Annotated in this window: 20 protein-coding genes; 11 read left to right on the top strand and 9 right to left on the bottom strand. The window is 71.9% G+C overall.

The window, feature by feature from the left end:
- Nucleotides 1-2 precede the first annotated feature (2 nt).
- Complete coding sequence (locus ABZ919_RS24155; RefSeq protein ID WP_361251475.1) at nt 3-1,208, top strand: SAM-dependent methyltransferase; 1,206 nt, start codon at nt 3-5, stop codon at nt 1,206-1,208.
- Nucleotides 1,209-1,240: 32 nt separating this feature from the next.
- On the opposite strand, the gene ABZ919_RS24150 is transcribed toward ABZ919_RS24155, so the two are convergent.
- Nucleotides 1,241-2,392 (bottom strand): NADH-quinone oxidoreductase subunit D, encoded by a 1,152-nt coding sequence (locus tag ABZ919_RS24150; RefSeq protein WP_361251339.1) that lies wholly within the window; start codon nt 2,390-2,392, stop codon nt 1,241-1,243.
- A gap of 31 nt (nt 2,393-2,423) precedes the next feature.
- On the opposite strand from ABZ919_RS24150, the gene ABZ919_RS24145 reads away from it, so the two are divergent.
- Both ABZ919_RS24145 and ABZ919_RS24140 read left to right on the top strand, forming a co-directional pair.
- Complete coding sequence (locus ABZ919_RS24145) at nt 2,424-2,927, top strand: PH domain-containing protein (protein ID WP_361251336.1); 504 nt, start codon at nt 2,424-2,426, stop codon at nt 2,925-2,927.
- A 185-nt stretch (nt 2,928-3,112) separates the two neighbouring features.
- Nucleotides 3,113-4,411, top strand: coding sequence for a PH domain-containing protein (locus ABZ919_RS24140; protein ID WP_361251472.1), 1,299 nt, complete (start codon nt 3,113-3,115; stop codon nt 4,409-4,411).
- Nucleotides 4,412-4,465: 54 nt separating this feature from the next.
- Here the strand turns inward: ABZ919_RS24140 and ABZ919_RS24135 are convergent, their stop codons facing one another.
- Both ABZ919_RS24135 and ABZ919_RS24130 read right to left on the bottom strand, forming a co-directional pair.
- Complete coding sequence (locus tag ABZ919_RS24135; RefSeq protein WP_361251334.1) at nt 4,466-5,959, bottom strand: hypothetical protein; 1,494 nt, start codon at nt 5,957-5,959, stop codon at nt 4,466-4,468.
- A gap of 95 nt (nt 5,960-6,054) precedes the next feature.
- A complete protein-coding gene (locus tag ABZ919_RS24130) occupies nt 6,055-7,179 on the bottom strand; it encodes an alpha/beta hydrolase-fold protein (protein ID WP_361251332.1) in 1,125 nt (374 codons plus the stop codon).
- Nucleotides 7,180-7,406: 227 nt separating this feature from the next.
- Between ABZ919_RS24130 and ABZ919_RS24125 the strand changes: the two genes are divergently transcribed.
- From ABZ919_RS24125 to ABZ919_RS24100, 6 genes are all read left to right on the top strand, one after another.
- Nucleotides 7,407-9,221 carry a phosphatidylglycerol lysyltransferase domain-containing protein gene (locus ABZ919_RS24125; RefSeq protein ID WP_361251329.1) on the top strand — a complete coding sequence of 605 codons (1,815 nt, stop codon included), beginning with the start codon at nt 7,407-7,409 and terminating at the stop codon, nt 9,219-9,221.
- A gap of 158 nt (nt 9,222-9,379) precedes the next feature.
- Nucleotides 9,380-10,294, top strand: a complete 915-nt coding sequence (folP, locus tag ABZ919_RS24120) for a dihydropteroate synthase (RefSeq protein ID WP_361251326.1) — start codon at nt 9,380-9,382, stop codon at nt 10,292-10,294.
- Nucleotides 10,291-10,824: a nuclear transport factor 2 family protein gene (locus tag ABZ919_RS24115; RefSeq protein ID WP_361251324.1), complete on the top strand. Its 534-nt coding sequence runs from the start codon at nt 10,291-10,293 to the stop codon at nt 10,822-10,824. Before folP ends, ABZ919_RS24115 begins: the two co-directional genes overlap by 4 nt.
- Nucleotides 10,825-11,083: 259 nt before the next feature.
- Complete coding sequence (gene folB, locus ABZ919_RS24110; protein ID WP_361251321.1) at nt 11,084-11,443, top strand: dihydroneopterin aldolase; 360 nt, start codon at nt 11,084-11,086, stop codon at nt 11,441-11,443.
- A complete protein-coding gene (folK, locus tag ABZ919_RS24105) occupies nt 11,440-12,051 on the top strand; it encodes a 2-amino-4-hydroxy-6-hydroxymethyldihydropteridine diphosphokinase (protein WP_361251318.1) in 612 nt (203 codons plus the stop codon). Before folB ends, folK begins: the two co-directional genes overlap by 4 nt.
- Nucleotides 12,052-12,122: 71 nt before the next feature.
- Nucleotides 12,123-12,611 carry a DUF3180 domain-containing protein gene (locus ABZ919_RS24100; RefSeq protein WP_361251316.1) on the top strand — a complete coding sequence of 163 codons (489 nt, stop codon included), beginning with the start codon at nt 12,123-12,125 and terminating at the stop codon, nt 12,609-12,611.
- 24 nt (nt 12,612-12,635) lie between these two features.
- On the opposite strand, the gene folE is transcribed toward ABZ919_RS24100, so the two are convergent.
- From folE to dacB, 6 genes are all read right to left on the bottom strand, one after another.
- On the bottom strand, nt 12,636-13,241 hold the full coding sequence (gene folE, locus ABZ919_RS24095) for a GTP cyclohydrolase I FolE (protein WP_361251314.1): 606 nt from the start codon (nt 13,239-13,241) through the stop codon (nt 12,636-12,638).
- A 133-nt stretch (nt 13,242-13,374) separates the two neighbouring features.
- Nucleotides 13,375-15,414 carry an ATP-dependent zinc metalloprotease FtsH gene (gene ftsH / locus ABZ919_RS24090; protein WP_361251312.1) on the bottom strand — a complete coding sequence of 680 codons (2,040 nt, stop codon included), beginning with the start codon at nt 15,412-15,414 and terminating at the stop codon, nt 13,375-13,377.
- A 195-nt stretch (nt 15,415-15,609) separates the two neighbouring features.
- Complete coding sequence (gene hpt, locus ABZ919_RS24085; RefSeq protein ID WP_361251309.1) at nt 15,610-16,170, bottom strand: hypoxanthine phosphoribosyltransferase; 561 nt, start codon at nt 16,168-16,170, stop codon at nt 15,610-15,612.
- Between the two features lie 90 nt (nt 16,171-16,260).
- Nucleotides 16,261-17,316: a tRNA lysidine(34) synthetase TilS gene (tilS, locus tag ABZ919_RS24080; RefSeq protein WP_361251306.1), complete on the bottom strand. Its 1,056-nt coding sequence runs from the start codon at nt 17,314-17,316 to the stop codon at nt 16,261-16,263.
- A 192-nt stretch (nt 17,317-17,508) separates the two neighbouring features.
- Complete coding sequence (locus ABZ919_RS24075) at nt 17,509-18,642, bottom strand: zinc-dependent metalloprotease (RefSeq protein WP_361251304.1); 1,134 nt, start codon at nt 18,640-18,642, stop codon at nt 17,509-17,511.
- Nucleotides 18,643-18,765: 123 nt separating this feature from the next.
- Entirely contained in the window at nt 18,766-20,328 is a 1,563-nt protein-coding gene (gene dacB, locus ABZ919_RS24070) for a D-alanyl-D-alanine carboxypeptidase/D-alanyl-D-alanine-endopeptidase (RefSeq protein WP_361251469.1), read from the bottom strand.
- A 124-nt stretch (nt 20,329-20,452) separates the two neighbouring features.
- Here dacB and ABZ919_RS24065 point away from each other — a divergent pair, with 124 nt between their 5' ends.
- Together ABZ919_RS24065 and ABZ919_RS24060 are read left to right on the top strand one after the other, a co-directional pair.
- Nucleotides 20,453-20,944, top strand: a complete 492-nt coding sequence (locus ABZ919_RS24065; protein ID WP_055708033.1) for an inorganic diphosphatase — start codon at nt 20,453-20,455, stop codon at nt 20,942-20,944.
- A gap of 156 nt (nt 20,945-21,100) precedes the next feature.
- Nucleotides 21,101-22,756 (top strand): threonine/serine exporter family protein, encoded by a 1,656-nt coding sequence (locus ABZ919_RS24060; protein WP_361251301.1) that lies wholly within the window; start codon nt 21,101-21,103, stop codon nt 22,754-22,756.
- Nucleotides 22,757-22,765: the final 9 nt, after the last annotated feature.

Genomic DNA, 22,765 nt, shown 5'->3' with positions numbered 1-22,765 from the left:
CCCTGCCCCGCCGGGAGGAGGGAACGGGCCCGCGCGGCTGGCGTGCGGCGGCCGAGGCGGCGCTGTACGGGCCGGACGGCTTCTACCGCCGCCCGGAGGGCCCGGCCGGCCACTTCCGTACGTCCGTACACGCCTCCCCACTGTTCGCGCGGGCCGTGGCCCGGCTGCTGTGCCGGGTCGACGAGGCGCTGGGACGGCCGCCGGTGCTGGACTTCGTCGACATGGGGGCGGGGCGTGGGGAACTGGTCGCCGGGGTGCTGGCCGCCCTGCCGGCCGACGTGGCCGCACGCGCGCGGGGATACGCCGTCGAGCTCGCCGACCGCCCGGCGGGGCTCGACGAACGCGTCACCTGGCTGCCCGCGCCTCCGGCCGCCGTGACGGGGCTGCTGTTCGCCAACGAGTGGCTGGACAACGTGCCCGTGGACGTCGCCGAGGTCGACGCCGCCGGAGTGTCCCGGCTCGTGCTCGTCACCGAGGACGGCACCGAGCTGCCCGGCGAGCCGGTGAGCGGCGCGGAGGCGGACTGGCTCGCGCGCTGGTGGCCGCTGCCCGCCGAGCAAGGGCTGCGCGCGGAGATCGGGCTGCCCCGCGACCTGGCCTGGGCGTCCGTGGTGGGCCGGGTGGCGCGCGGGCTCGCGGTGGCCGTGGACTACGCGCACACCGTCGAGACGCGGCCCCCTTTCGGGACGCTCACCGGCTTCCGGGAAGGGCGCGAGACGGCGCCCGTGCCGGACGGGTCGTGCGACCTCACCGCGCATGTCGCACTGGACGCGTGCGCCGCGGCGCCCACAGCGCGGACACCTTCGCCGGCGTCCCGCAACACGCCGCGCACGCCTTCCGACACGGCGCCCGAGAGCTCAAGCACGCCTCGGAGTGCCGGCCGCACGCCTCCCGGCCCAGCGCAGGGGCCCTCCGGCACGGCGCAGGCGCCGTCCGACGCGGCGCAGCCACCCTCGGCCACGAAGCGAGCGCCCTTCGAAGAGGCGCGCACGCTGACTCCCGCGCGCCTTCTCACGCAGCGCGCCGCTCTGCACGCCCTGGGCATCGCCGGGGCACGCCCCCCACTCGCGCTCGCCTCCACGGATCCCACCGCCTACGTGCGCGCCCTCGCCGACGCCGGGGAGGCCGCCGAACTCACCGCCCGGGGCGGCCTCGGCGACTTCGGCTGGCTGGTCCAGCCGGTTGGCATTCCGGACCCGCTGGCCTGAGACGGTCCACCGCCCGCTCGCGTGCCGACCGCCTACTTGTCGATGTCGCCGACCACGAAGAACATCGAGCCCAGGATGGCCACCATGTCCGCCACCAGCGTCCCCGGCAGCAGCTCGGTCAGCGCCTGGATGTTGTTGTACGAGGCCGAGCGCAGCTTCAGCCGGTAGGGCGTCTTCTCGCCCTTGCTGACCAGGTAGTAGCCGTTGATGCCGAGCGGGTTCTCGGTCCACGCGTAGGTGTGGCCCTCGGGCGCCTTCAGCACCTTCGGCAGCCGCTGGTTGACCGGCCCGGGCGGCAGCTCGGCGAGCCGGTCCAGGCAGGCGTCGGCGAGGTCGAGCGCGTTGTGCGTCTGGTCCAGGAGCACCTCGAAGCGGGCGAGGCAGTCGCCCTCGCTCCGGGTGACGACCTTCAGGGTGTCCTGGAGATCGCCGTACGCCAGGTACGGCTCGTCGCGGCGCAGGTCGAAGTCGACGCCCGAGGCGCGCGCGAGGGGACCGCTCACCCCGTAGGCGTGCACCGTCTCCGCCGTCATCGCGCCCACCGCGCGCGTGCGCCCCCGGAAGATCTCGTTGCCGAGCACCAGGTCGTCGAAGACGTCCATGCGCGAGCGCACGTCGGCGACGGCGGCACGCGCGCGTGCCGCCCAGCCGGCCGGCAGGTCCTCCTTGAGGCCGCCGACACGGTTGAACATGTAGTGCATGCGCCCGCCGGAGACCTCCTCCATGACGTTCTGGAGCACCTCGCGCTCGCGGAACGCGTAGAACACGGGGGTGATGCCGCCCAGCTCCAGCGGGTAGGACCCGAGGAACATCAAGTGGTTCAGCACCCGGTTCAGCTCGGCGAGCAGCGTGCGCGTCCACACCGCCCGCTCGGGCACCTCCATGCCGAGCATCCGCTCCACGGCGAGGACCACACCGAGCTCGTTCGAGAACGCCGACAGCCAGTCGTGGCGGTTGGCGAGCACGATGATCTGCCGGTAGTCGCGTGCCTCGAAGAGCTTCTCGGCGCCGCGGTGCATGTAGCCGATCACCGGCTCCGCGCGCACGATGCGCTCCCCGTCCAGCACCAGTCTGAGCCGCAGCACGCCGTGCGTGGACGGGTGCTGGGGCCCGATGTTGAGCACCATGTCGGTGCTTTCCGCGGCACCGCCGATCCCGACCGTGGTCTCCGTCGTAGGAGTCATGGCCCCAGTCTCCCCTACGTACGCTGGCCCCATGGAGACGGGGAGTCCGGAGGACACCGGGATACCGGGGGACGAGTTGGTGTGGCGGGGGCTGCAGCCCGCCCTGATGCGGGTGCGCAGGCTGCTCGTGGTGGTGTGGGCGGCGGGGCTCACGGTCGTCACCGGGCTGCTGCCGGGCCTGCTCGTGGGGCCCGCGTGGGCCGCCTCGGCGGTGGTGCCCCTGGCCCTCGCCGCCTGGTGCTGGCGGCTGGTGGGGCGCAACTGGCGCTCGTGGCGGTACGCCGAGCGCGCGGACGACCTGCTGATCAGCCGCGGCGTGCTGTGGCGCGAGGAGACGGTGGTGCCGTACGGGCGGATGCAGCTGGTGGAGGTCACCTCCGGGCCCGTGGAGCGGCGCTTCGGACTGGCCACCGTGCAGCTGCACACGGCGGCCGCCGCGACCGACGCCACCATCCCCGGCCTGGACCCGGCCGAGGCGGAACGGCTGCGGGACCGGCTCACCGAGCTGGGCGAGGCGCGATCGGCGGGCCTGTGACGGCCCCGGGCCACGGCGGCGCCGCGGACGCCACAGCCGCCGAGGACCCCACAGCCGCCGAGGACCCCACAGCCGGCATACCTGCCGAGGACCACGGGGGCGGCGGCGCGGACGGGACAGCCGGTGCCGGGGGCGCGGAGAGCGCCCGGGGCGCGGAGAGCGCTGACGGTGCTGAGAGCGCCGAGGTGCTCGGGGAGGCGGTCGAGCGCCGTCTGCACCCCGTCACGCCCTTCCGCCGGGCGTGGGCGCCGATCGCCGTGCTCGCCGGATGGGCGGCGCACGACCCGAACGGGGCGCAGGAGCAGCTGACGCGGCTGACCACCGGCGTACTGCTGGTGGGACTCGCGGTGCTGGTGCCGGTGGCCGGTCTGTACGGCTTCCTGTCCTGGTGGTGCACGCACTTCGCGGTCACCGACACCGAACTGCGCATCCGCACCGGCCTGTTGTTCCGGCGCGCCGCGCACATCCGGCTGGAGCGCATCCAGGCCGTGGACGTCTCCCGTCCCCTCCTCGCGCGCGTGGCGGGCGTCGCCAAGCTGCGGATCGACGTCGTGGGCGCCGACGGCAAGAAGGACGAACTGGCCTTCCTCGGCGAGCAGGAGGCACGCGCCCTGCGTGCCGAGCTGCTCGCGCGGGCGGCGGGCTTCGCCCCCGAGACGGCGCGCACGGTCGGTGAGGCGCCCGCACAGGAGCTGCTGCGCGTGCCACCGCGTGCGCTGGCGCTCGCCCTGGCGCTGACGGGCGCCACCTGGGGTTCGCTGTGCGCCGCGGTCGTCGTGCCGACCGTGCTGTGGTTCACCACGCACAACCTGTGGACGGCCCTCGCGACCGCCTTGCCGCTGTTCGGCGCGGCCGGCGCGAGCAGCGCGGGACGGTTCGCCGGCGAGTTCGACTGGACGGTGAGCGAGTCACCGGACGGGCTGCGCATCGACCGCGGGCTGCTCGACCGTACGCACGAGACGGTCCCGCCCGGCCGGGTGCAGACCGTGCGGATCGTCGAGCCGCTGCTGTGGCGGCGGCTCGGCCGGGTGCGGGTGGAACTGGACGTGGCCGGGTCCGCCAACTCGGTGCTGGTGCCGGTCGCCCCGCGCCCGGTCGCCGAGGCGCTCGTCGCACGCGTGCTGCCGGGTGTGACGGTGCCGCGGGAACCGTCACGGCCGCCGCGGCGGGCCCGCTGGTGCGTGCCGGTCTGGTGGCGCGGTCACCGCCTCGCGGTCACCGGCGCCGTGTTCGTGACCCGGCACGGCCTGCTGCGGCGCCGGATCTCGCTGGTCCCGCATGCCAAGGTGCAGAGCGTACGGCTGAGCCAGGGGCCCTGGCAGCGTCTGTGGCGGCTCGCCGACGTCCATGTGGACACCGGGGCCGACAAGACCGTGACGGCCCGCCTGCGGGACGCCCAGGAGGCCGCGCGGCTCCTGCACGCCCAGGCCGAGAGGTCCCGTACCGGCCGCCGCGGCGCCCGCCCCGACCGCTGGATGACGTGAGGCCCGGCTCCCCTGTGCGGGGAGCCGGGCCCGGTGCCGGTCTCTGATGAGGCCTCAGGACGCCGCGCTGCGCAGCCCCTGGATGTCGATCTGCTCGGTCTCGTCGTGCGCGGTCAGGTCGATGACCTGACCGGCGCCGAGGTCCTGAGCGCCCGCCTGCTTGAACCCGGCCTCGGCCTCGGCCTTGTGCACGGCGAGGGCCTCCTGACCGACGACGTCGGCGAGATCCTCGTTCTGCATGGAGTCCAGCGCGGCCTTCGGGGCGTCCTTCTGAGTGCCGAAGAAGTCGAAGCCGCCCTCGACGACCGGGCGTCGCGCGGGCGCGGCCGGTACGACGGCCACCGCGGTCGGCACCGTGAAGTGCCCGGCGGGCGGCTGCCCCACCGGCTTGGCGGGCTCGGCCGGTGCCACCGGGGCGGCGGCCGCGCGCGCGTGCTCGCCGGCCGCCACAGGCTGCCCCTGCGCCTCGTCCTCCTGGGCGGCCGGCGCACCGGTCTCGCTCCGGAAACCGCCGACGCCGTCCGTCACGTCTTCCCGGGCGCCTTCCACAACGCTTTGTGCCCTGGCGCGCTCCGCCCCGACCGGGGACGCGGACCCGGCCGCGTCGGCCCTGCGCGCATCGGCCCTGGGCGCATCGGTCCTGCCCGCCGGGACAGCGCTCGCGTCGCCCTTGGTCTCGCCGCTCCCGGGCTCGCCGCTCTCGGGCTCGTCGTCCTCGAGTTCGTCGTCTCCGGGCTCGTCGTCCTCGGGCTCGGGCGCGGCGGAGGACGCGACCGCGGAAGCCATGGGCCCGGAAGTCGCGAGCTCGGCCGTCTCGGCGTCGCCCGTCTCGGCGTCGCCCGTCCCGACGCCGCCCGACGCAGCGTCGCCGCAGGCCTCGTCCGCGAACCGGGCCAGGGCCATCAGGGCCCGGCCGTACAGCCGGGCACCCTCGGAGGAGAACACCGCGTACGCCGCCGGCTCGTCCCCGGAGTCCGTAGCGGCCTCACGGGCGGCCTCGTCCGCCCTGGCGGCCGCGGCCGCCGACTGCGTGGGAGCCGGCTCCGGCTCGGCACGGCGCGCGGGCGGCAGCGCGGGCGAGGACGAGGGCTCGGCCGCCTCGATCTCCAGCAGCCGGCGTCCCTCCAGGGCGCTCGCTCGCTCGGTCTCCGCCGTGGCGTACCGGCGCAGCAGGGCCGCGTGCTCGTTGCGCAGGCCGGCCAGCTCCGCGCGCTTGGCGCGCAGCCGCTGTTCCAGCTTCGTGCGCAGCTCGCGGGACTCCTCCAGGTCGGTCTCCAGTTCGGCGACCCGTTCCTCGAAGCGCCACTCGTCGCCGGCACGCGCGCGTGTCAGGTCGGCGACCTGCTTGCCCGCGTGGATGTCCCAGCGGCGCATCACGAACGCGCCCAGAACGGCCGTGGCCGCGCCGGCCCCGGCCAGCGCGCGCAGCACCATGGCCTCGGAGAACACCCAGGGACCCAGCGCGCAGACGAGGGACACACCGGCGATGGCCGACGGAGGCAACAGCCGGTGCAGAGGCGGTGAATGGCGGTGGCGTCCACGTGGCATGGCCAGAAACTTACCGCGCGTAGGCGAATCGTGGACCCCCGCCCCGTAAAAACCCGGCCACATCACCGGCTCCACGGGGAGGCGGGCTCACGGGATCAGTGCGCCACCAGCCGCGTGCTGAGCCACTGGAGCGTCCCCGGGATCTCCCGCCGCCAGGTGTTGAAGTTGTGCCCACCGCTCGGAAGGATGATCGACGAGACCCTGGTCACGTTCGTGTCCTGCACGTTCTTGATGAACTTGAGCGTGTCCTTGTAATTGTGCTCACCGACCTTGCTGCTGGTGACGAGCAGCGACGTCTCGGGCGCGGGCAGGTGCTTCAGGACCCAGAACAGGTCGGCGCGATTCTGCAGGTTCCTGTTGCCGTGGAAGAGGTCCCCGGTGGTGGGGTCGATCGGCGCCCTGTAGTACGGCGACAGACCCGCGGCGGCCGCGTACGCCCTCGGGTAGTGCATGGCGATCTTCAGCGCGCAGTAGCCGCCGGTCGAATCGCCGACGATGCCCCAGCTGGCGGGCGTCTTGTCCACCCGGTAGTGGGCCATCACGGAATCCCGCAGATCCTTGGCAAAAAACGTTTCCGTCCGCGGGCCGCCGGGGACGTCCACGCATTCCGTGTCCCGCGGCGGCGCCACGGCCGGCCGCAGCATCACCAGAATCATCGGCTGCATCTTCCCCGCCTTGACCAACTGCTGCGCCGTGTCCGGGTAGTGCAGTTTGTCCACCAGTGCCTGCGCCGTGCCGGGGTAACCCGTGAGGACGACGGACACCGGGAACTTGCGCCCGTGGTTCTGCGGCTGGAAGTACTCGGGGGGCAGGTACACGAACGCCGGTGCGGCGATGTGGGTCGTACGGCCGAGGATGTCGACCTTCTGGATCTGCCCGGCCACCTGCGGCAGCGCGCTGCTCACCCCCATGACCCGGGACGTGGAGACCACCCGGATCGGACCGCTGTTGCCGTCCGCTATGTGGTCGACGACCACGCCCTGACCGGTCTCCTGGCCGAACAGGTCCGCCCAGCTCGCGTAGAAACCGAAGGCCTGATTGGCCGCCAGCCCCACGGAGGAGAAGAGCGCCAGCTGAGTGGCGAGCAGCAGCCCGACCCGCCCGCTGACGGCCCGCCAGCTCCGCCGGGCCAGGTGCGGCCACAGCCACACCGTGCCGAGGAACAGTACGACGGCGAGGACGATCGCCAGCAGCAGCACTTTGTTGCTCGTGAGACCCATGGGCTGTTTCCTGCCTGCGCTTTCCGCCCGGCACCCGCCCACGCATCGTCGCGAGAGCTTGCCCGGGGCTTTTCCTGGCCTTTGACCCGACTTTCCGCTGGGGAGTGAACCTCTCCCCCCGAGACACCGTCCTAGAGGGCGCAATGTCGCCGGATGCCCGATCGGGCCCGGGTTCAAGGTCTCTCGCAGAACTACGGGATGCGATGTCTGTCAGGATAGATGGGGAAATGTCGGGCGAGGTTCCGAGCCGATCAAGCCGGGCGCGGCGCATACTGCGCGGCCCGCGTCCCGAGGCCGTCCCCGTGCTCGTCGGCAGGGCGGCCGCCCTCGTGGGCGTCTTGGACATTGCCGCGGGCACGTTTCCGCGATTTCGTCACAGCCGTATGCACGCCCTGGCCGAGGTGCTGCCGGGCTCGTTCGGCCCCTTCGCCGCCGCGCTCTCGCTGAGCGCCGGCGTGCTGTTGCTGCTGCTCGCGCACGGGCTCAAACGGCGCAAGCGCCGGGCGTGGCGGGCCGCGGTCGCGCTGCTGCCGGCCGGCGCGGCGGCACAGTTCGCGTACCGGCACTCGCTCGTCGGCATGCTCATCGCAGTCGCGCTGCTGGCACCGCTGCTGATCCATCGCCGGGAGTTCGCGGCGCTGCCCGACCCGCGCAGCAGGTGGCGCGCGCTCGCCAACTTCGTCCTCATGAGCGCCGGTTCTCTCGTTCTCGGACTCATCATCGTCAGCGTCCACCCGCACCGGACGATCGGCGACCCGAGCCTGGCCGATCGGCTGACGCACGTCGTCTACGGCCTGTTCGGCTTCGAGGGCCCGGTCGACTACCAGGGCAACACCTCCTGGACCGTCGCCTTCTCCCTCGGCGCCCTCGGCTGGATCACCGCCGTCACCACCATCTACCTTGCCTTCCGCCCCGAGCATCCGGCCGCCCGCCTCACCGAGGAGGACGAGTCCCGGCTGCGGGCCCTGCTGGTCAAGCACGGCGGACGCGACTCCCTCGGCCACTTCGCGCTGCGCCGTGACAAGGCGGTCGTCTTCTCGCCCAGCGGTAAGGCCGCGGTCACGTACCGCGTCATCTCCGGCGTGATGCTCGCCAGCGGCGACCCGATCGGCGACGTCGAGGCCTGGCCCGGCGCCATCGAGCGCTTCATGGACGAGGCCAAGGCGCACTCCTGGACTCCGGCGGTCGTGGGCTGTTCCGAGACCGGCGGTGAGGTGTGGACCCGCGAGACCGGCCTGGACGCCCTCGAACTGGGCGACGAGGCGGTGGTGGACGTGGCGGATTTCTCCCTCGCCGGACGCGCGATGCGCAACGTCCGACAAATGGTCAAGCGTATCGAGCGAGCCGGCTACGAAACCCGGGTACGGCGCATCCGTGACCTCGGCGAGCCCGAACTGGAGCGCATACGCCGGGCCGCGGAGGACTGGCGCGGCACCGACACCGAACGCGGCTTCTCCATGGCACTCGGCCGCGTCGGCGACCCCGCCGACAGCGACTGCCTCATCGCCACCGCCCACAAGCAGGACGACGAACCGGGCGAGTACGGCGACCTGAAGGCGATCCTGCACTTCGTGCCCTGGGGCAAGGACGGCGTGTCGCTGGACCTGATGCGCCGTGACCGCACCGCGGACCCGGGCATGAACGAACTGCTGATCGTCGCCGCCCTGCAGGCCGCGCCGAAGTTGGGCATCGCCCGGATCTCGCTCAACTTCGCGATGTTCCGCTCCGCCCTCGCGCGCGGGGAGAAGATCGGCGCCGGCCCGGTGCTGCGGGCCTGGCGCGGACTGCTCGTGTTCCTCTCGCGCTGGTTCCAGATCGAGTCGCTGTACAAGTTCAACGCCAAGTTCCAGCCGCGCTGGGAGCCGCGGTTCATCGTCTACCGCGCCACCACCGACCTGCCGCGCATCGGCTTCGCCACCATGCAGGCCGAGGGGTTCGTCAACCTCGCCCTGCCGCTGCCGCGCTTCCTGCGCCGGCGCAGGACGGCCGCCGAACGCCCCTGCGCACACGCCGTGGCGGAACACGACGTCCGCGCGGCCTGAGCCTGCCCGCGCCATCCGGGCGCGGGACGGCTTGCACGCCGCACGGCCGAAACGCGGCCGGGAAGGGGCCCGGGCAGGGGCCCCACCCCCTCCGGCACGAGGGCTTCCGCCCGGACCACCGCACGTGCCCGGCGCCCTGCTGGGCCTAGGCTGAACGTATGAACAACCTCAGCGGGCGCGGCCAGGTCGCCGGCCTTCCGGTATGGGACCGGTGCGCGGTCATGGGTGTCGTCAACGTGACCCCCGATTCCTTCTCCGACGGCGGCCGCTGGTTCGACACGACCACCGCCGTCAAGCACGGCCTGGACCTCGTCGCCGAAGGCGCGGACCTGGTGGACGTCGGCGGCGAGTCCACCCGCCCCGGCGCCACCCGCGTGGACGAGGCCGAGGAACTCCGGCGCGTCATCCCCGTCGTCCGCGGCCTCGCCTCCGAAGGTGTCCTCGTCTCCGTCGACACCATGCGCGCCTCCGTCGCCGAGCAGTCCCTCGCGGCCGGTGCCTCCCTCGTCAACGACGTCAGCGGCGGCCTCGCCGACCCCGCGATGATCCCGGTGGTCGCCGACGCGGGCGCCCCCTTCGTCGTCATGCACTGGCGCGGCTTCCTCGAAGGCGGCAAGGTCCAGGGCTCCTACGAAGACGTCGTCGCCGAAGTCACGGACGAGCTGCACGCGCGCGTGGAGGCCGTTCTCGCCGGCGGGATCGCCCCCGACCGCATCGTCGTCGACCCCGGCCTCGGCTTCTCCAAGGAGGCCGAGCACGACCTCGCCCTCCTCGCCCACCTCGACCGCCTGCACGAACTGGGCCACCCCCTGCTCGTGGCCGCCTCCCGCAAGCGGTTCCTCGGCCGCGTCCTCGCCGGCCCCCAGGGCGCGCCCCCGCCGGCCCGGGAGCGCGACGCCGCCACGGCCGCCGTCTCCGCACTCGCGGCGCACTACGGCGCGTGGGCCGTACGCGTCCATGAGGTACGCGCCACCGCGGACGCGGTACGCGTCGCACGCGCCGTGGAAGGAGCGCGTACGGCGTCCGCGGCGCCCGGCGCGCGACGTGAGCGTCGGGCGGAAGGAACCCGGTGAGCGCCCCTCATACCGACGTCGAGCAGGTGGAAGCCGCCAACACCGCCTTCTACGAGGCGATGGAACGCGGCGACTTCGAGGAGCTGTCCTCGCTCTGGCTCACCCCCGCCGACCTGGGCGTGGACGACGAGTACCACGACCCGGCGGACACGGGCGTGGTCTCCTGCGTCCACCCCGGCTGGCCGGTGCTCACCGGCCGCGGCGAGGTCCTCAGGTCCTACGCCCTGATCATGGCGAACACCGACTACATCCAGTTCATCCTCACCGACGTGCACGTCTCCGTCACCGGTGACACCGCCCTCGTCACCTGCACCGAGAACATCCTCAGCGGCGGCCCCGCCCCCGAGGACGGCGCGGAACTGGGACCCCTGGTCGGCCAGCTCGTCGTCGCCACCAACGTGTTCCGGCGCACACCCGTCGGCTGGAAGCTCTGGTCGCACCACGCCTCCCCCGTGCTGGCGGAGACCGAGGACGAGGACGGCGAGAACGGCGTCGACGGCGTGAATCCGGACGACGGACCGCTCGCCTGAACGGGTAGACGCTCCCCGAGGGACCAAGAAGGGCAAGAAGTGGTTCGAATCACCTACCCCGGGGTAGGAGCCGCTACCGACCCATGACACCGCCGGGTTTCCCCGGGGAAACGCGAGATGAACCCCTCATGCTCCCGGCCCGGCCACGCGCCCCGCAGCCCGGTCCTGTCAGTGCCCGCAGGTAGATTCGTCTGAGGCCGGGGTGTCGCCCGCACGCGGTACGGACCGGTCCTTCCCGACGATTGCAGGAGTGATTCGCGTGGATCGTGTCGCGCTGCGCGGCCTCAAGGCCCGCGGGCATCACGGCGTGTTCCCCAAGGAACGCGAGGAGGGCCAGACCTTCATCGTGGACCTCGTCCTGGGACTCGACACCAGGCCGGCCGCCGCCGACGACGACCTGGCGAAGACCGTGCACTACGGCATCGTGGCCGAGGAGGTCGTGGCCGTGGTCGAGGGCGAGCCAGTCAACCTCATCGAGACCCTCGCAGGGCGGATCGCCCAGACCTGCCTGAAGCACGAAGGGGTCCAGGAGGTCGAGGTCTGCGTCCACAAACCGGACGCACCGATCACCGTCCCCTTCGACGACGTGACCGTCACCATCACCCGGAGCCGAGCATGACCCGACCTTTCCTCCAGGGTCACAGCGACCCGACCGTCCAGCCGGTGCCCGCCTCGGTCGTCGAGCAGGTCGACGCCGCCGACACGACCCTGCACAACCCCCAGTGGGCCGTCATCTCCATCGGCTCCAACCTCGGCAACCGCCTGGAGACGCTCCAGGGCGCCGTCGACGCGCTGGAGGACACCCCCGGCGTCCGGGTCAAGGCCGTCTCCCCGGTGTACGAGACCGAGCCCTGGGGCGTGGCCCCCGGCAGCCAGCCGTCGTACTTCAACGCCGTCGTGCTCCTCAAGACCACCCTGCCGCCGGCCTCCCTGCTGGAGCGGGCGCACGCCGTCGAGGAGGCGTTCAAACGCGTCCGCGACGAGCACTGGGGCCCCCGCACCCTGGACGTCGACATCGTCGCCTACGCCGACATCACCTCCGACGACCCGCAGCTCACCCTCCCCCACCCGCGCGCCCACGAGCGCGCGTTCGTGCTCGCGCCCTGGCACGACGTGGACCCGCAGGCCAAGCTGCCCGGCCGGGGCACGGTGGCCGAACTGCTGTCGGCCGTCACCCGTACCGGCGTCGAACCCCGCGAGGACCTGGAACTCCGACTGCCCGAGTAGTCGTTAAGGTCAACACGACAAGGTCGAGACGACCACCGTCCGGACCGGTCCGGGGGAGCTGAAGGGACGCCGTGAGAGAGCTGCGCATCAGGGTGCTGGCAGGTGTGTTCGTCGTGGCCGGCGTCCTGTCCTGGGCGGGCGCCCGCCTCTGGAACTCGACCGGGACCCTCCCCAGCGTCCCCCTGGCCGCCCCCATCGTGCTCGCCCTGATCGCGGTGGTCCTGCTCTCGACCGCGCTCTCGCTGCGCGCCCGTTTCAAGGCCCAGCGCGAGCGCCGTCCCGGCGCAAAGGGCGTCGACCCCCTGATGGCCGCCCGCGCGGTCGTCTTCGGCCAGGCCAGTGCCCTGGTCGCCGCCCTGGTCGCCGGCATGTACGGCGGCACGGGCGTCTTCCTGCTGGAACTCCTCGACATCCCCGCCCGCCGCGATCAGGCCATCTACGCCGGCTTCTCGGTCCTGGCCGGCATCGGGGTGATAGCGGCGGCCCTGTTCCTGGAGCGGGTGTGCAAGCTCCCGGAGGACGAGGACCACAACCCCCCGGGAGCCGAACCGGCGGCGTGACCGCCAGTCTGAGCAGACGCCGGTTCAGCGCGCCATGATCAGGCTCATGGCCTCGTTCCGCGTGGCCGCGTCCCGCAGCTGACCGCGCACGGCGGACGTTATGGTCTTCGCGCCCGGCTTGCGAATGCCGCGCATGGACATGCACATGTGCTCGCACTCGACGACCACGATGACGCCCCGCGGCTCCAGGATCTCCATCAGGGAGTCCGCGATCTGCGTGGTGAGTCGTTCCTGCACCTGCGGCCGGCGGGCGTAGACATCCACCAGCCGGGCCAGCTTGGACAGACCGGTGATCTTGCCGGAGACGGACGGGATGTAACCGACGTGGGCGACGCCCCGGAACGGGACCAGATGATGCTCACAGGTGCTGTACACCTCGATGTCCTTCACGAGCACCATCTCGTCGTGGCCCAGGTCGAACGTCGTCGTCAGCACGTCCTCGGGCGTCTGCCACAGCCCGGCGAAGATCTCCTTGTAGGCACGCGCCACCCTCGCCGGTGTCTCCCTGAGCCCCTCGCGGTCCGGGTCCTCGCCGACCGCGATCAAGAGTTCCCGTACGGCGTTCTCGGCGCGCTTCTCGTCGAACTCGCCGATGCGGCCCTCTCCGTCAAGCGTCACCGGGTCGGTCATCTGGTTCCTCGTTCCTGTGCCTTCGCGCGTGGCGGCGGCCACACGCCGTCCTGCGGACATACGAACGCCGCGCCCACCAGGCTAAAACCTGGCAGACGCGGCGTTCATTCCGGGCCCGCTTGGCCGAAAGGCGTCAGCTCTCCGGGCGGTCCTCCGGTGTCTTGTCCGTCACCGGAGCGGACTCCGTGGCGGTGGACTTGGCCGTGCTGATGGCGGCCGTCGCGCCGTTCGCACCGTTGGTCAGTGCCAGCTCCTTCGGGGAGAGCACCGGCGGGCGGGTGGACGGGGTGCGGCGGGACGAGCCGGTCCAGGCGGGCCGCGGCGGGCGCTTGACGATCGGGGCGAAGATCTCGGCGATCTCCTCCTTGCCCAGGGTCTCCTTCTCCAGCAGGTGAAGGACGAGCTGGTCGAGCACGTCGCGGTTCTCGACCAGGATCTCCCAGGCCTCGTTGTGCGCGGTCTCGATGAGCTTCTTGACCTCTTCGTCGACCAGCGCGGCGACCTCTTCCGAGTAGTCGCGCTGGTGAGCCATCTCACGGCCGAGGAAGGGCTCGCTGTTGTCGCCGCCGAACTTGATGGCGCCGAGCCGCTCGGTCATGCCGTACTGGGTGACCATCGCGCGGGCCAGGTTGGTGGCCTTCTCGATGTCGTTCGCGGCGCCGGTGGTCGGGTCGTGGAAGACCAGTTCCTCGGCGGCGCGCCCGCCCAGCATGTAGGCGAGCTGGTCGAGCATCTCGTTGCGCGTGGTCGAGTACTTGTCCTCGTCCGGCAGGACCATCGTGTAGCCGAGGGCGCGGCCGCGGGACAGGATCGTGATCTTGTGGACCGGGTCGGAGTTCGGCGAGGCCGCCGCGACCAGGGCGTGACCGCCCTCGTGGTACGCGGTGATCTTCTTCTCCTTGTCCGACATGATCCGGGTCCGCTTCTGCGGGCCCGCGACCACGCGGTCGATCGCCTCGTCCAGCGCCTTGTTGTCGACCAGCTTCTGATCGCCGCGGGCGGTCAGCAGGGCCGCCTCGTTCAGCACGTTCGCCAGGTCGGCGCCGGTCATGCCGGGCGTGCGGCGGGCGACGGCGGCCAGGTCGACGTCGGGCGCGACCGGCTTGCCCTTCTGGTGGACCTTGAGGATCTCCAGACGGCCCTGCAGGTCCGGCGGGTCGACCGCGATCTGGCGGTCGAAGCGACCGGGGCGCAGCAGCGCCGGGTCGAGGATGTCGGGTCGGTTCGTGGCGGCGATGAGGATCACACCGCCCTTGACGTCGAATCCGTCCATCTCTACGAGCAGCTGGTTCAGGGTCTGCTCGCGCTCGTCGTGACCGCCGCCGAGGCCGGCGCCGCGGTGACGGCCGACCGCGTCGATCTCGTCGACGAAGACGATCGCCGGGGCGTTCGCCTTGGCCTGCTCGAACAGGTCGCGGACGCGGGAGGCACCGACACCGACGAACATCTCGACGAAGTCGGAGCCGGAGATCGAGTAGAAGGGGACGCCCGCCTCGCCCGCGACGGCACGCGCGAGCAGGGTCTTGCCGGTGCCCGGGCGGCCGTAGAGCAGCACGCCCTTGGGGATCTTGGCGCCGACGGCCTGGAACTTGGCGGGCTCCTGCAGGAACTCCTTGATCTCGTGGAGTTCCTCGACGGCCTCGTCACAGCCGGCGACGTCGGCGAACGTCGTCTTCGGGGTGTCCTTGGTGATGAGCTTGGCCTTGGACTTGCCGAAGTTCATCACCCGGGAGCCGCCGCCCTGCATCTGATTCATCAGGAACAGGAAGACGACCACGATGAGGACGAAGGGCAGCAGGGAGAGCAGGACGCCGACGAACGGGTTCTGCTTGGACGGCGAGACCGTGTAGCCGTCCGGGATCTGCTTGTCCTGGTACTTGGTCTGCAGCGTGCCGGCGATGGTCACGCCCTGGTCGCCGATGTAGCTCGCCTGGATCTTCGAGCTGCCCTGGACCTTCTGGCCGTCCTTGAGCGTGACCTTGATGCTCTGCTCGTCACCGGTGGTGAGCTTGGCCGACTGGACCCTGTTGTCGTTGATCGCCGCAACGACCTGGCCGGTGTCCACCGTCTTGTAGCCGCCGGACGAGCCGACGACCTGCATCAACACGACCACGGCAAGGACGGCCAGCACGATCCACATGACCGGCCCACGGAAGTATCGCTTCACGTCCATCCATACGGAGCGGTGTCGCCCCGTCCCTCCTGCCATAGTGAGTTTGATAAGACAGTTCTTCTGACGGTACCCCAGCGCGGTGGTCCGAAGCCGCACGAAGTCGCTTCGGCGGCTGGGAAACCCGTCTCTGCATGCTTCAACGGCGTGGAACCCGCCGGGGTTCCCGATCGTCCTACAAGGCTTGAGCCGGCCGGCTCAGCCGCCGTAGACGTGAGGCGCGAGCGTACCGACGAACGGCAGGTTGCGGTACTTCTCGGCGTAGTCGAGGCCGTAGCCGACGACGAACTCGTTGGGGATGTCGAAGCCGACCCACTCGACGTCGATGGCGACCTTGGCGGCGTCGGGCTTGCGCAGCAGGGTGCAGACCTGCAGCGAGGCGGGCTCGCGCGAGCCGAGGTTGTTGATCAGCCAGGACAGGGTCAGGCCGGAGTCGATGATGTCCTCGACGATCAGGACGTGCCTGCCCTTGATGTCGGTGTCGAGGTCCTTGAGGATCCGCACGACACCGGAGGACTGGGTGCCCGCGCCGTAGGAGGACACGGCCATCCAGTCCATGGTGACGGGGGTGGACAGCGCCCGGGCGAGGTCCGCCATGACCATCACGGCGCCCTTGAGGACGCCGACGATGAGCAGGTCCTTGCCCGCGTACTCCGCGTCGATCTTCGCGGCCAGCTCGGCCAGCTTCGCGTCGATCTCTTCCTTGGTGATGAGCACCTGCTGGAGGTCGGCACCCATGTCTTTCGCGTCCACCCGCATCACTTTCGGTCGTCCCGCACTTACGGCCGTAGGTCACGGCCACCGGCTGCCCGGACCGGCCGCCGGAGGGTCGCTCCGCGGGGCCGGGATTCAGCCTTGCCGAATCACCAGTCTGCCACCCTGCCGCTGGGCGACGACTTTGCCCGGGAGATTGATGGCTCCCTGGCCGCGCCAGCCGGTGATCAGGCGGTCGACTTCCTCGATGTGGCGGGCGAACAGCGAACCGGCCGGGGCACCGGCCTCGATGGCGGCGCGGCGCAGGATGCGGCGGCGCACGGCGGGCGGGAGGGCGTACAGCTTGGCGCACTCCAGCAGCCCTGTGGCGTCGCGTACGGAGGCCTCGGCCTGGCTGGCCCAGGTGTCGAGGGCGTCGGCGTCGTCGCGGGAGAGCTGGGCGGTGCGGGCGAGGGCCTCCACGACGCCTTTGCCGAGGGCCTTCTCCAGGGCGGGCAGGCCTTCGTGCCTCAGCCGGGAGCGGGTGTAGGCGGGGTCGGTGTTGTGAGGATCGTCCCAGACGTGGAGTGACTGGACCATGCAGGCCTTGCGGGCGGTCTGCCGGTCGAGCCCCAGGAAGGGGCGCCGGTAACGGCCGTCGGCCCCCGAGACCGCGGCCATCCCGGACAGGGAGCGGATGCCGGAGCCGCGGGCGAGGCCGAGCAGGACGGTTTCGGCCTGGTCGTCGCGGGTGTGGCCGAGCAGGACCGCGGTGGCGCCGTGGCGTTCGGCGACGGTGTCGAGGGCGGCGTAGCGGGCGTCGCGGGCGGCTGCCTCGGGGCCGCCTTCGCGGCCGACGGTCACCGCGACGGACTCGACGGGGTCGAGGCCGAGTTCGCGCAGGCGCAGGACGACCTCGTCGGCGCGGAGGTCGGAGCCGGGCTGGAGGCCGTGGTCGACGGTGACGCCGCCGGCGCGGATGCCGAGCTTGGGCGCCTCGAAGGCGAGGGCGGAAGCCAGGGCCATGGAGTCGGCGCCGCCGGAGCACGCGACGAGCACGAGCGGGGAGGGGAGCCGCTCGGCTGTCCGGTGCGGGGGCTCGCCGGGGGCCTGCGGGGCTGGGCCGCCGGATGTGTGGTGGTTGTTGAGGATGTCGTGGAGGGCGCGGCGGACCGCCAGGCGTATCGCCGCGACCGCAGGATGGGGACCCATGTCCGGTTCCCTTCATGAAGTTTTCGGGGGGTGAGCCCGAGTCCGGTCACTCAGAGTGTGTAGATGGTGACAGAAGCGGGCGGTTCCCCGAGCATTGCACGCCTACGCATGGCTCACGGTCCCTCGGACGGGTGATTGGAGGGGCGTTCGCCTGCCGTCGGCCGGATTCATTTCACGACGTGTCCATGCCGTTCACGACTCGGCCTTGCGGTGCACCCGCGCGACCCAGTCCGCCGGTTTGGCGATCTCCGCCTTGGTGGGCAGGGTGTTGGGCGAGGTCCACACGCGGTTGAAGCCGTCGACGCCGGCCTGTTCGACGACGGCCCGTACGAACCGTTCCCCGTCCCGGTACTGCCTGAGTTTGGCGTCCAGACCGAGCAGCTTGCGCAGGGCGAGGTCGAGGCGGGAGGCGCCCTTGGCGCGGCGCTGCTGGAATTTCTCTCGGATCTCCGCCACGGTCGGTACGACGCTGGGGCCGACGCCGTCCATCACGTAGTCGGCGTGGCCCTCCAGGAGGCTCATCACGGCCGTGAGGCGGCCGAGGATCTCGCGCTGGGCGGGGGTCTGCACCAGTTCCACGAAGGAGCGGCCCCCGTCCTCCTCCTCGCCCTCGGGGCGGCCTCCGGCGAGGGACTGGGCGGCGTCCCTGATGCGCTCCAGGAAGGTCATCGGGTCGACGTCGGTCTCCGCCAAGAACGACTGGATTTCGCCCTCGAGGTGGTCGCGCAGCCAGGGCACGGCGGTGAACTGGGTGCGGTGGGTCTCCTCGTGCAGGCACACCCACATGCGGAAGTCGTGCGGGTCGACGTCGAGTTCGCGCTCGACGTGGACGATGTTGGGGGCGACGAGGAGGAGCCGGCCGCCGCCGTTCTCGCCGGCCGGGAGTTCCCGCGTGGACGGGGCGAAGGTCTCGTACTGGCCGAGGACGCGGGAGGACAGGAACGACAGCAGCATGCCGAGTTCGACGCCGGTGACCTTGCCGCCGACGGTGCCGAGGACCGCGCCCGCGGGGTTGCCGGCGCGCCGTTCCTGCAGCTTCTCCAGCAGCGGTTTGAGGATCTCGCGGAAGCCGGCCACGTTGGCGCGGACCCAGCCGGGACGGTCGACAACGAGGACGGGGGTGTCGTGGATCTCGTCGGTGCCCATACGAGTGAAGCCCCGGACGTGCTCCTCCGAGGCTTTCGCGTGCCGGCGCAGCTCCGCGACGACGGCGCGGGCCTCGTCGCGGCTGACGTCGGGGCCCGGTCGTACGAGCCGTGTCGCGGTCGCCACCGCGAGGTTCCAGTCGACCATCCCGGGAGATGTGGTGCCACCGAAGCCAGTCATGTCGTCAACCGTACGGGAACGTTCCTATTTGAGGCAGGCCATGGAAGCACGGCAGGGGTGCCGGGACCGGGGCCGGGCATCCCCGGCGGCGGGCCGTGTCCGCCCGGCGGCCCGGTCGCGGCACTAGCTGCAGCCGCAGGCCGCCAGCGCCGTCGCCGTCCTGTCCAGAGCCGCCTCGGCCGCGAGGGGGTCCGTCGTGCCGGACGCCATGAAGGCGAAGGCCAGGAGGCGGCCGTCGGCGTCGACGACGGTCCCGGCGAGGGTGTTCACCCCGGTGAGGGTGCCGGTCTTGGCGCGTACGACGCCTGCCGCGCTGTCGGTGTAGCGGTCGGCGAGGGTACCGGTGAAGCCGGCCACGGGCAGCCCGGTGAGGACGGGGCGCAGGCCGGGGCGGGCGGGGTCGCCGGCGGTGGCCAGGAGGGCGGTGAGCAGGTCGGGGGTGAGCCGGTCGTCGCGGTCGAGGCCGCTGCCGTCGTGGAAGGAGGCGCCGGCCATCGGCAGGCCCAGCTTGGTCAGCCGGGCGGAGATCGCCTCGGCGCCGCCGTCGAAGCTGCCCGGTTCGCCGCTCGTGAGGGCCGTCTGGCGGGCCAGGGCCTCGGCGATGTCGTTGTCGCTGTTGGTCAGCATGCGCTCGACGATGTCGGACAGCGGGGGCGAGGACACCGTGGCGAGGGTCTGCGCGCGCGTGGTGGCCTTCGAGGGCCCGGGCGGTGTGGTGGTGATGCCGGCGTCCTCGAGGAAGCCCTCGAACTTCGTGGCCGCGTCCTTCGCCGGGTCGGCCACGCGGGGCGCCGGGCCTTTGCCGGAGCCGTCGGTGCGGCCCTCGTCGGCGGTGAGGGCGGTGACGGGGGCGAGGTTCTCGTTGACGCCGATGGGGTGCAGGGAGGGGCCGGAGTACAGGGTGGTGTCGTAGGAGAGCGTGACCTTGTGCACGCCGCGCTTGCGCAGTGCCTTCGCGGTGTCCGCCGCGAGCTCGCGCAGGCCGGCCCAGCCGCCGGTGTTCCGGCGGGCGGTGAGGGTGGGGTCGCCGCCGCCGACCAGGACGAGCTCGCCGGTGTCGGGTTCGAGGGCGGTGCGGGTGGTGAAGCGGTGGTCGGGGCCCAGGGCGGACAGCGCGGCGACGGCGGTGGCGATCTTGGTGGTGGAGGCCGGGGTGAGGGCCTTGTCCCCGGCGACGTCGTAGAGACGCCGGCCGGTGGTCAGGTCGATGACGGAGGCCGTACGGGTGGCGCCCAGCGCGGAGGCGTCCAGGAGGGGCCTCAGGACGTCGGAGAGCGCCCTTTCGCCCGGTGCGGCCTTCAGGGTGCCGAAGGCGGCCGCGGGGCCGTCCAGGCCCACCAGGACAGGTCCGGCGCTCGGCGCGGGCCGGGGCGCCGTCCGCGTCGTACCGGCCCGGCCGTGATCTGTGCCACCTGCCCGTTGCAGGGAGGCTGCCCGGTCCCGCTCGGCCGTACGCTGGCCGTTGGCGTCCCAGGGGCCGGCCGCGGTCACCACACCGGCGGCGAGCGCGAGGCCGGCGGTGGCGGCGCCCGCGGTGTACTGCCAGGTCCTGGTCGCCCGCGGACGCCTCGGGGGCAGGGACACGGCCCTGGGCCGCAGTGTCCGCGTCAACCGCGCAACCCGCGGCTCGGCGGCCTGCGCGGCCCGCGCCAGACGCGGTCGTACGGCGTTCGCGATCCGCTCCACCTGCGGTCTCGCGGCTCGCCAAGGCCTCAGCTCTGGCACGACCACCAGCCCCTTTCGCGATCACACACCTGCGTGAGGGACACTTAACCACCAGAACTATGTGCTGATCATGGAGGAGCCACCGGTGGAGTTCGACGTCACGATCGAGATCCCGAAGGGTTCGCGCAACAAGTACGAGGTGGACCACGAGACCGGTCGGATCCGCCTGGACCGTCGTCTCTTCACCTCGACCGCCTACCCGACCGACTACGGCTTCGTCGAGAACACCCTCGGCGAGGACGGCGACCCGCTGGACGCGCTGGTCATCCTGGACGAGCCGACCTTCCCGGGCTGCCTGATCAAGTGCCGTGCGATCGGCATGTTCCGCATGACGGACGAGGCGGGCGGCGACGACAAGCTGCTGTGCGTGCCGGCCACCGACCCGCGAGTGGAGCACCTGCGCGACATCCACCACGTGTCGGAGTTCGACCGCCTGGAGATCCAGCACTTCTTCGAGGTGTACAAGGACCTGGAGCCCGGCAAGTCGGTCGAGGGTGCCAACTGGGTGGGTCGCACGGACGCCGAGGCGGAGATCGAGCGGTCGTACAAGCGCTTCGAGGAGCAGGGCGGTCACTGAAGTCCCACGCTTTCCGGGAACGGGCCGCACGCGCCTGCGTGCGGCCCGTTCCCGTCCCCGCACGTGTGCGGTCCGTCCAGGCACGTGTGCGGCTCCTCCGGGTACGTGTGCGCATACTGAGCCGTACGGAAGGCGTCATTCAGGGAGCGGTGCGAGGTGACGGAGGCGGAGGACCGCAAGCCCCGGTCGGACGAGGCTCGGTACGACCCGGAGATCACGTCCGAGTTCGCCATCCCAGCGGGTCTCGACGTCCAGAAGACGGTCGGTGAGTCGGAGACCACCTCCGAGTTCGCCGTGCCGGAGGGGCTGGAGACGCCGCAGCCGCCGCACCCCGAGCCGGAGGGGTCGGCGTTCAGTCCGCCGCGCACCTACAGCGCCCAGGACGCCCCGGCGGCGTTCACTCCGGCCACCGGAGTGCCGCTGGTCAGTCTGATCAAGGACGCGCCCTGGCAGGACCGGATGCGCACGATGCTGCGCATGCCGGTGACCGAGCGGCCCGCGCCGGAGCAGGTGCAGCGCAGCGAGGAGGAGGGGCCGGCGGTTCCGCGCGTCCTCGACCTGACGCTGCGTATCGGGGAGCTGCTGCTGGCCGGAGGCGAGGGCGCGGAGGACGTGGAGGCCGCGATGTTCGCGGTGTGCCGCTCCTACGGCCTGGACCGCTGCGAGCCGAACGTCACCTTCACGCTGCTGTCGATCTCGCACCAGCCGTCGCTGGTGGAGGACCCGGTGACGGCGTCCCGGACGGTACGGCGGCGCGGCACCGACTACACCCGGCTCACGGCCGTGTTCCGGCTGGTGGACGACCTGACCGACCCGGAGGCGCATGTCTCCCTCGAAGAGGCCTACCGGCGGCTGGCGGAGATCCGCCGCAACCGGCACCCCTACCCCGGCTGGGCGCTGACCCTGGCCAGCGGTCTGCTGGCCGGTGCGGCCTCCGTGCTGGTCGGCGGTGACCTGATCGTGTTCGTCGCCGCCGCGGTGGGCGCGATGCTCGGCGACCGGCTGGCCTGGCTGTGCGCGGGGCGCGGGCTGCCGGAGTTCTACCAGTTCACGGTCGCCGCGATGCCGCCCGCCGCGATCGGGGTGGCGTTCGCGCTGGCGCACGTCGACGTGAAGGCGTCCGCGGTCGTCACCGGTGGGCTGTTCGCGCTGCTGCCGGGACGGGCGCTGGTGGCGGGCGTCCAGGACGGCCTGACCGGCTTCTACATCACCGCCTCCGCACGTCTGCTGGAGGTCATGTACTTCTTCGTCGGCATCGTCACCGGCGTGCTGGTCGTCCTGTACTTCGGCGTGAAGGTCGGCGGCAAGCTGAACCCGGACGCGGCGCTGATCATCAACGAACGGCCGCTGGTGCAGATCGCGGCGTCGATGCTGCTGTCGCTGACGTTCGCGGTGCTGCTCCAGCAGGAGCGGTCGACGGTGCTGTGGGTGACGCTCAACGGGGGCGTGGCGTGGACGGTGTACGGCGCGATGCACTACGTCGCCGACATCTCGCCGGTGGCCGCGACGGCCGCGGCGGCCGGGCTGGTCGGTCTCTTCGGGCAGCTGCTGTCGCGGTACCGGTTCGCGTCGGCGCTGCCCTACACGACGGCCGCGATCGGGCCGTTGCTGCCCGGTTCGGCCACCTACTTCGGGCTGCTGAACATGGCCCAGAACCAGATCGACAAGGGGCTGGTGTCCCTGGCCAACGCGGCGTCTCTGGCGATGGCCATCGCCATCGGGGTCAATCTGGGCTCGGAGGTCTTCCGGCTGTTCCTGCGCGTCGGCTCCCCCGGGAAGCGCCGGGCCGCCAAGCGGACCAGGGGTTTCTAGGCGGCCTGA

Source organism: Streptomyces sp. NPDC046759 (genome assembly GCF_040645475.1).
Classification (GTDB): domain Bacteria; phylum Actinomycetota; class Actinomycetes; order Streptomycetales; family Streptomycetaceae; genus Streptomyces.
Note: the sequence above shows the minus strand (reverse complement) of the source record. Positions and strands in the feature narration are given on the sequence as shown.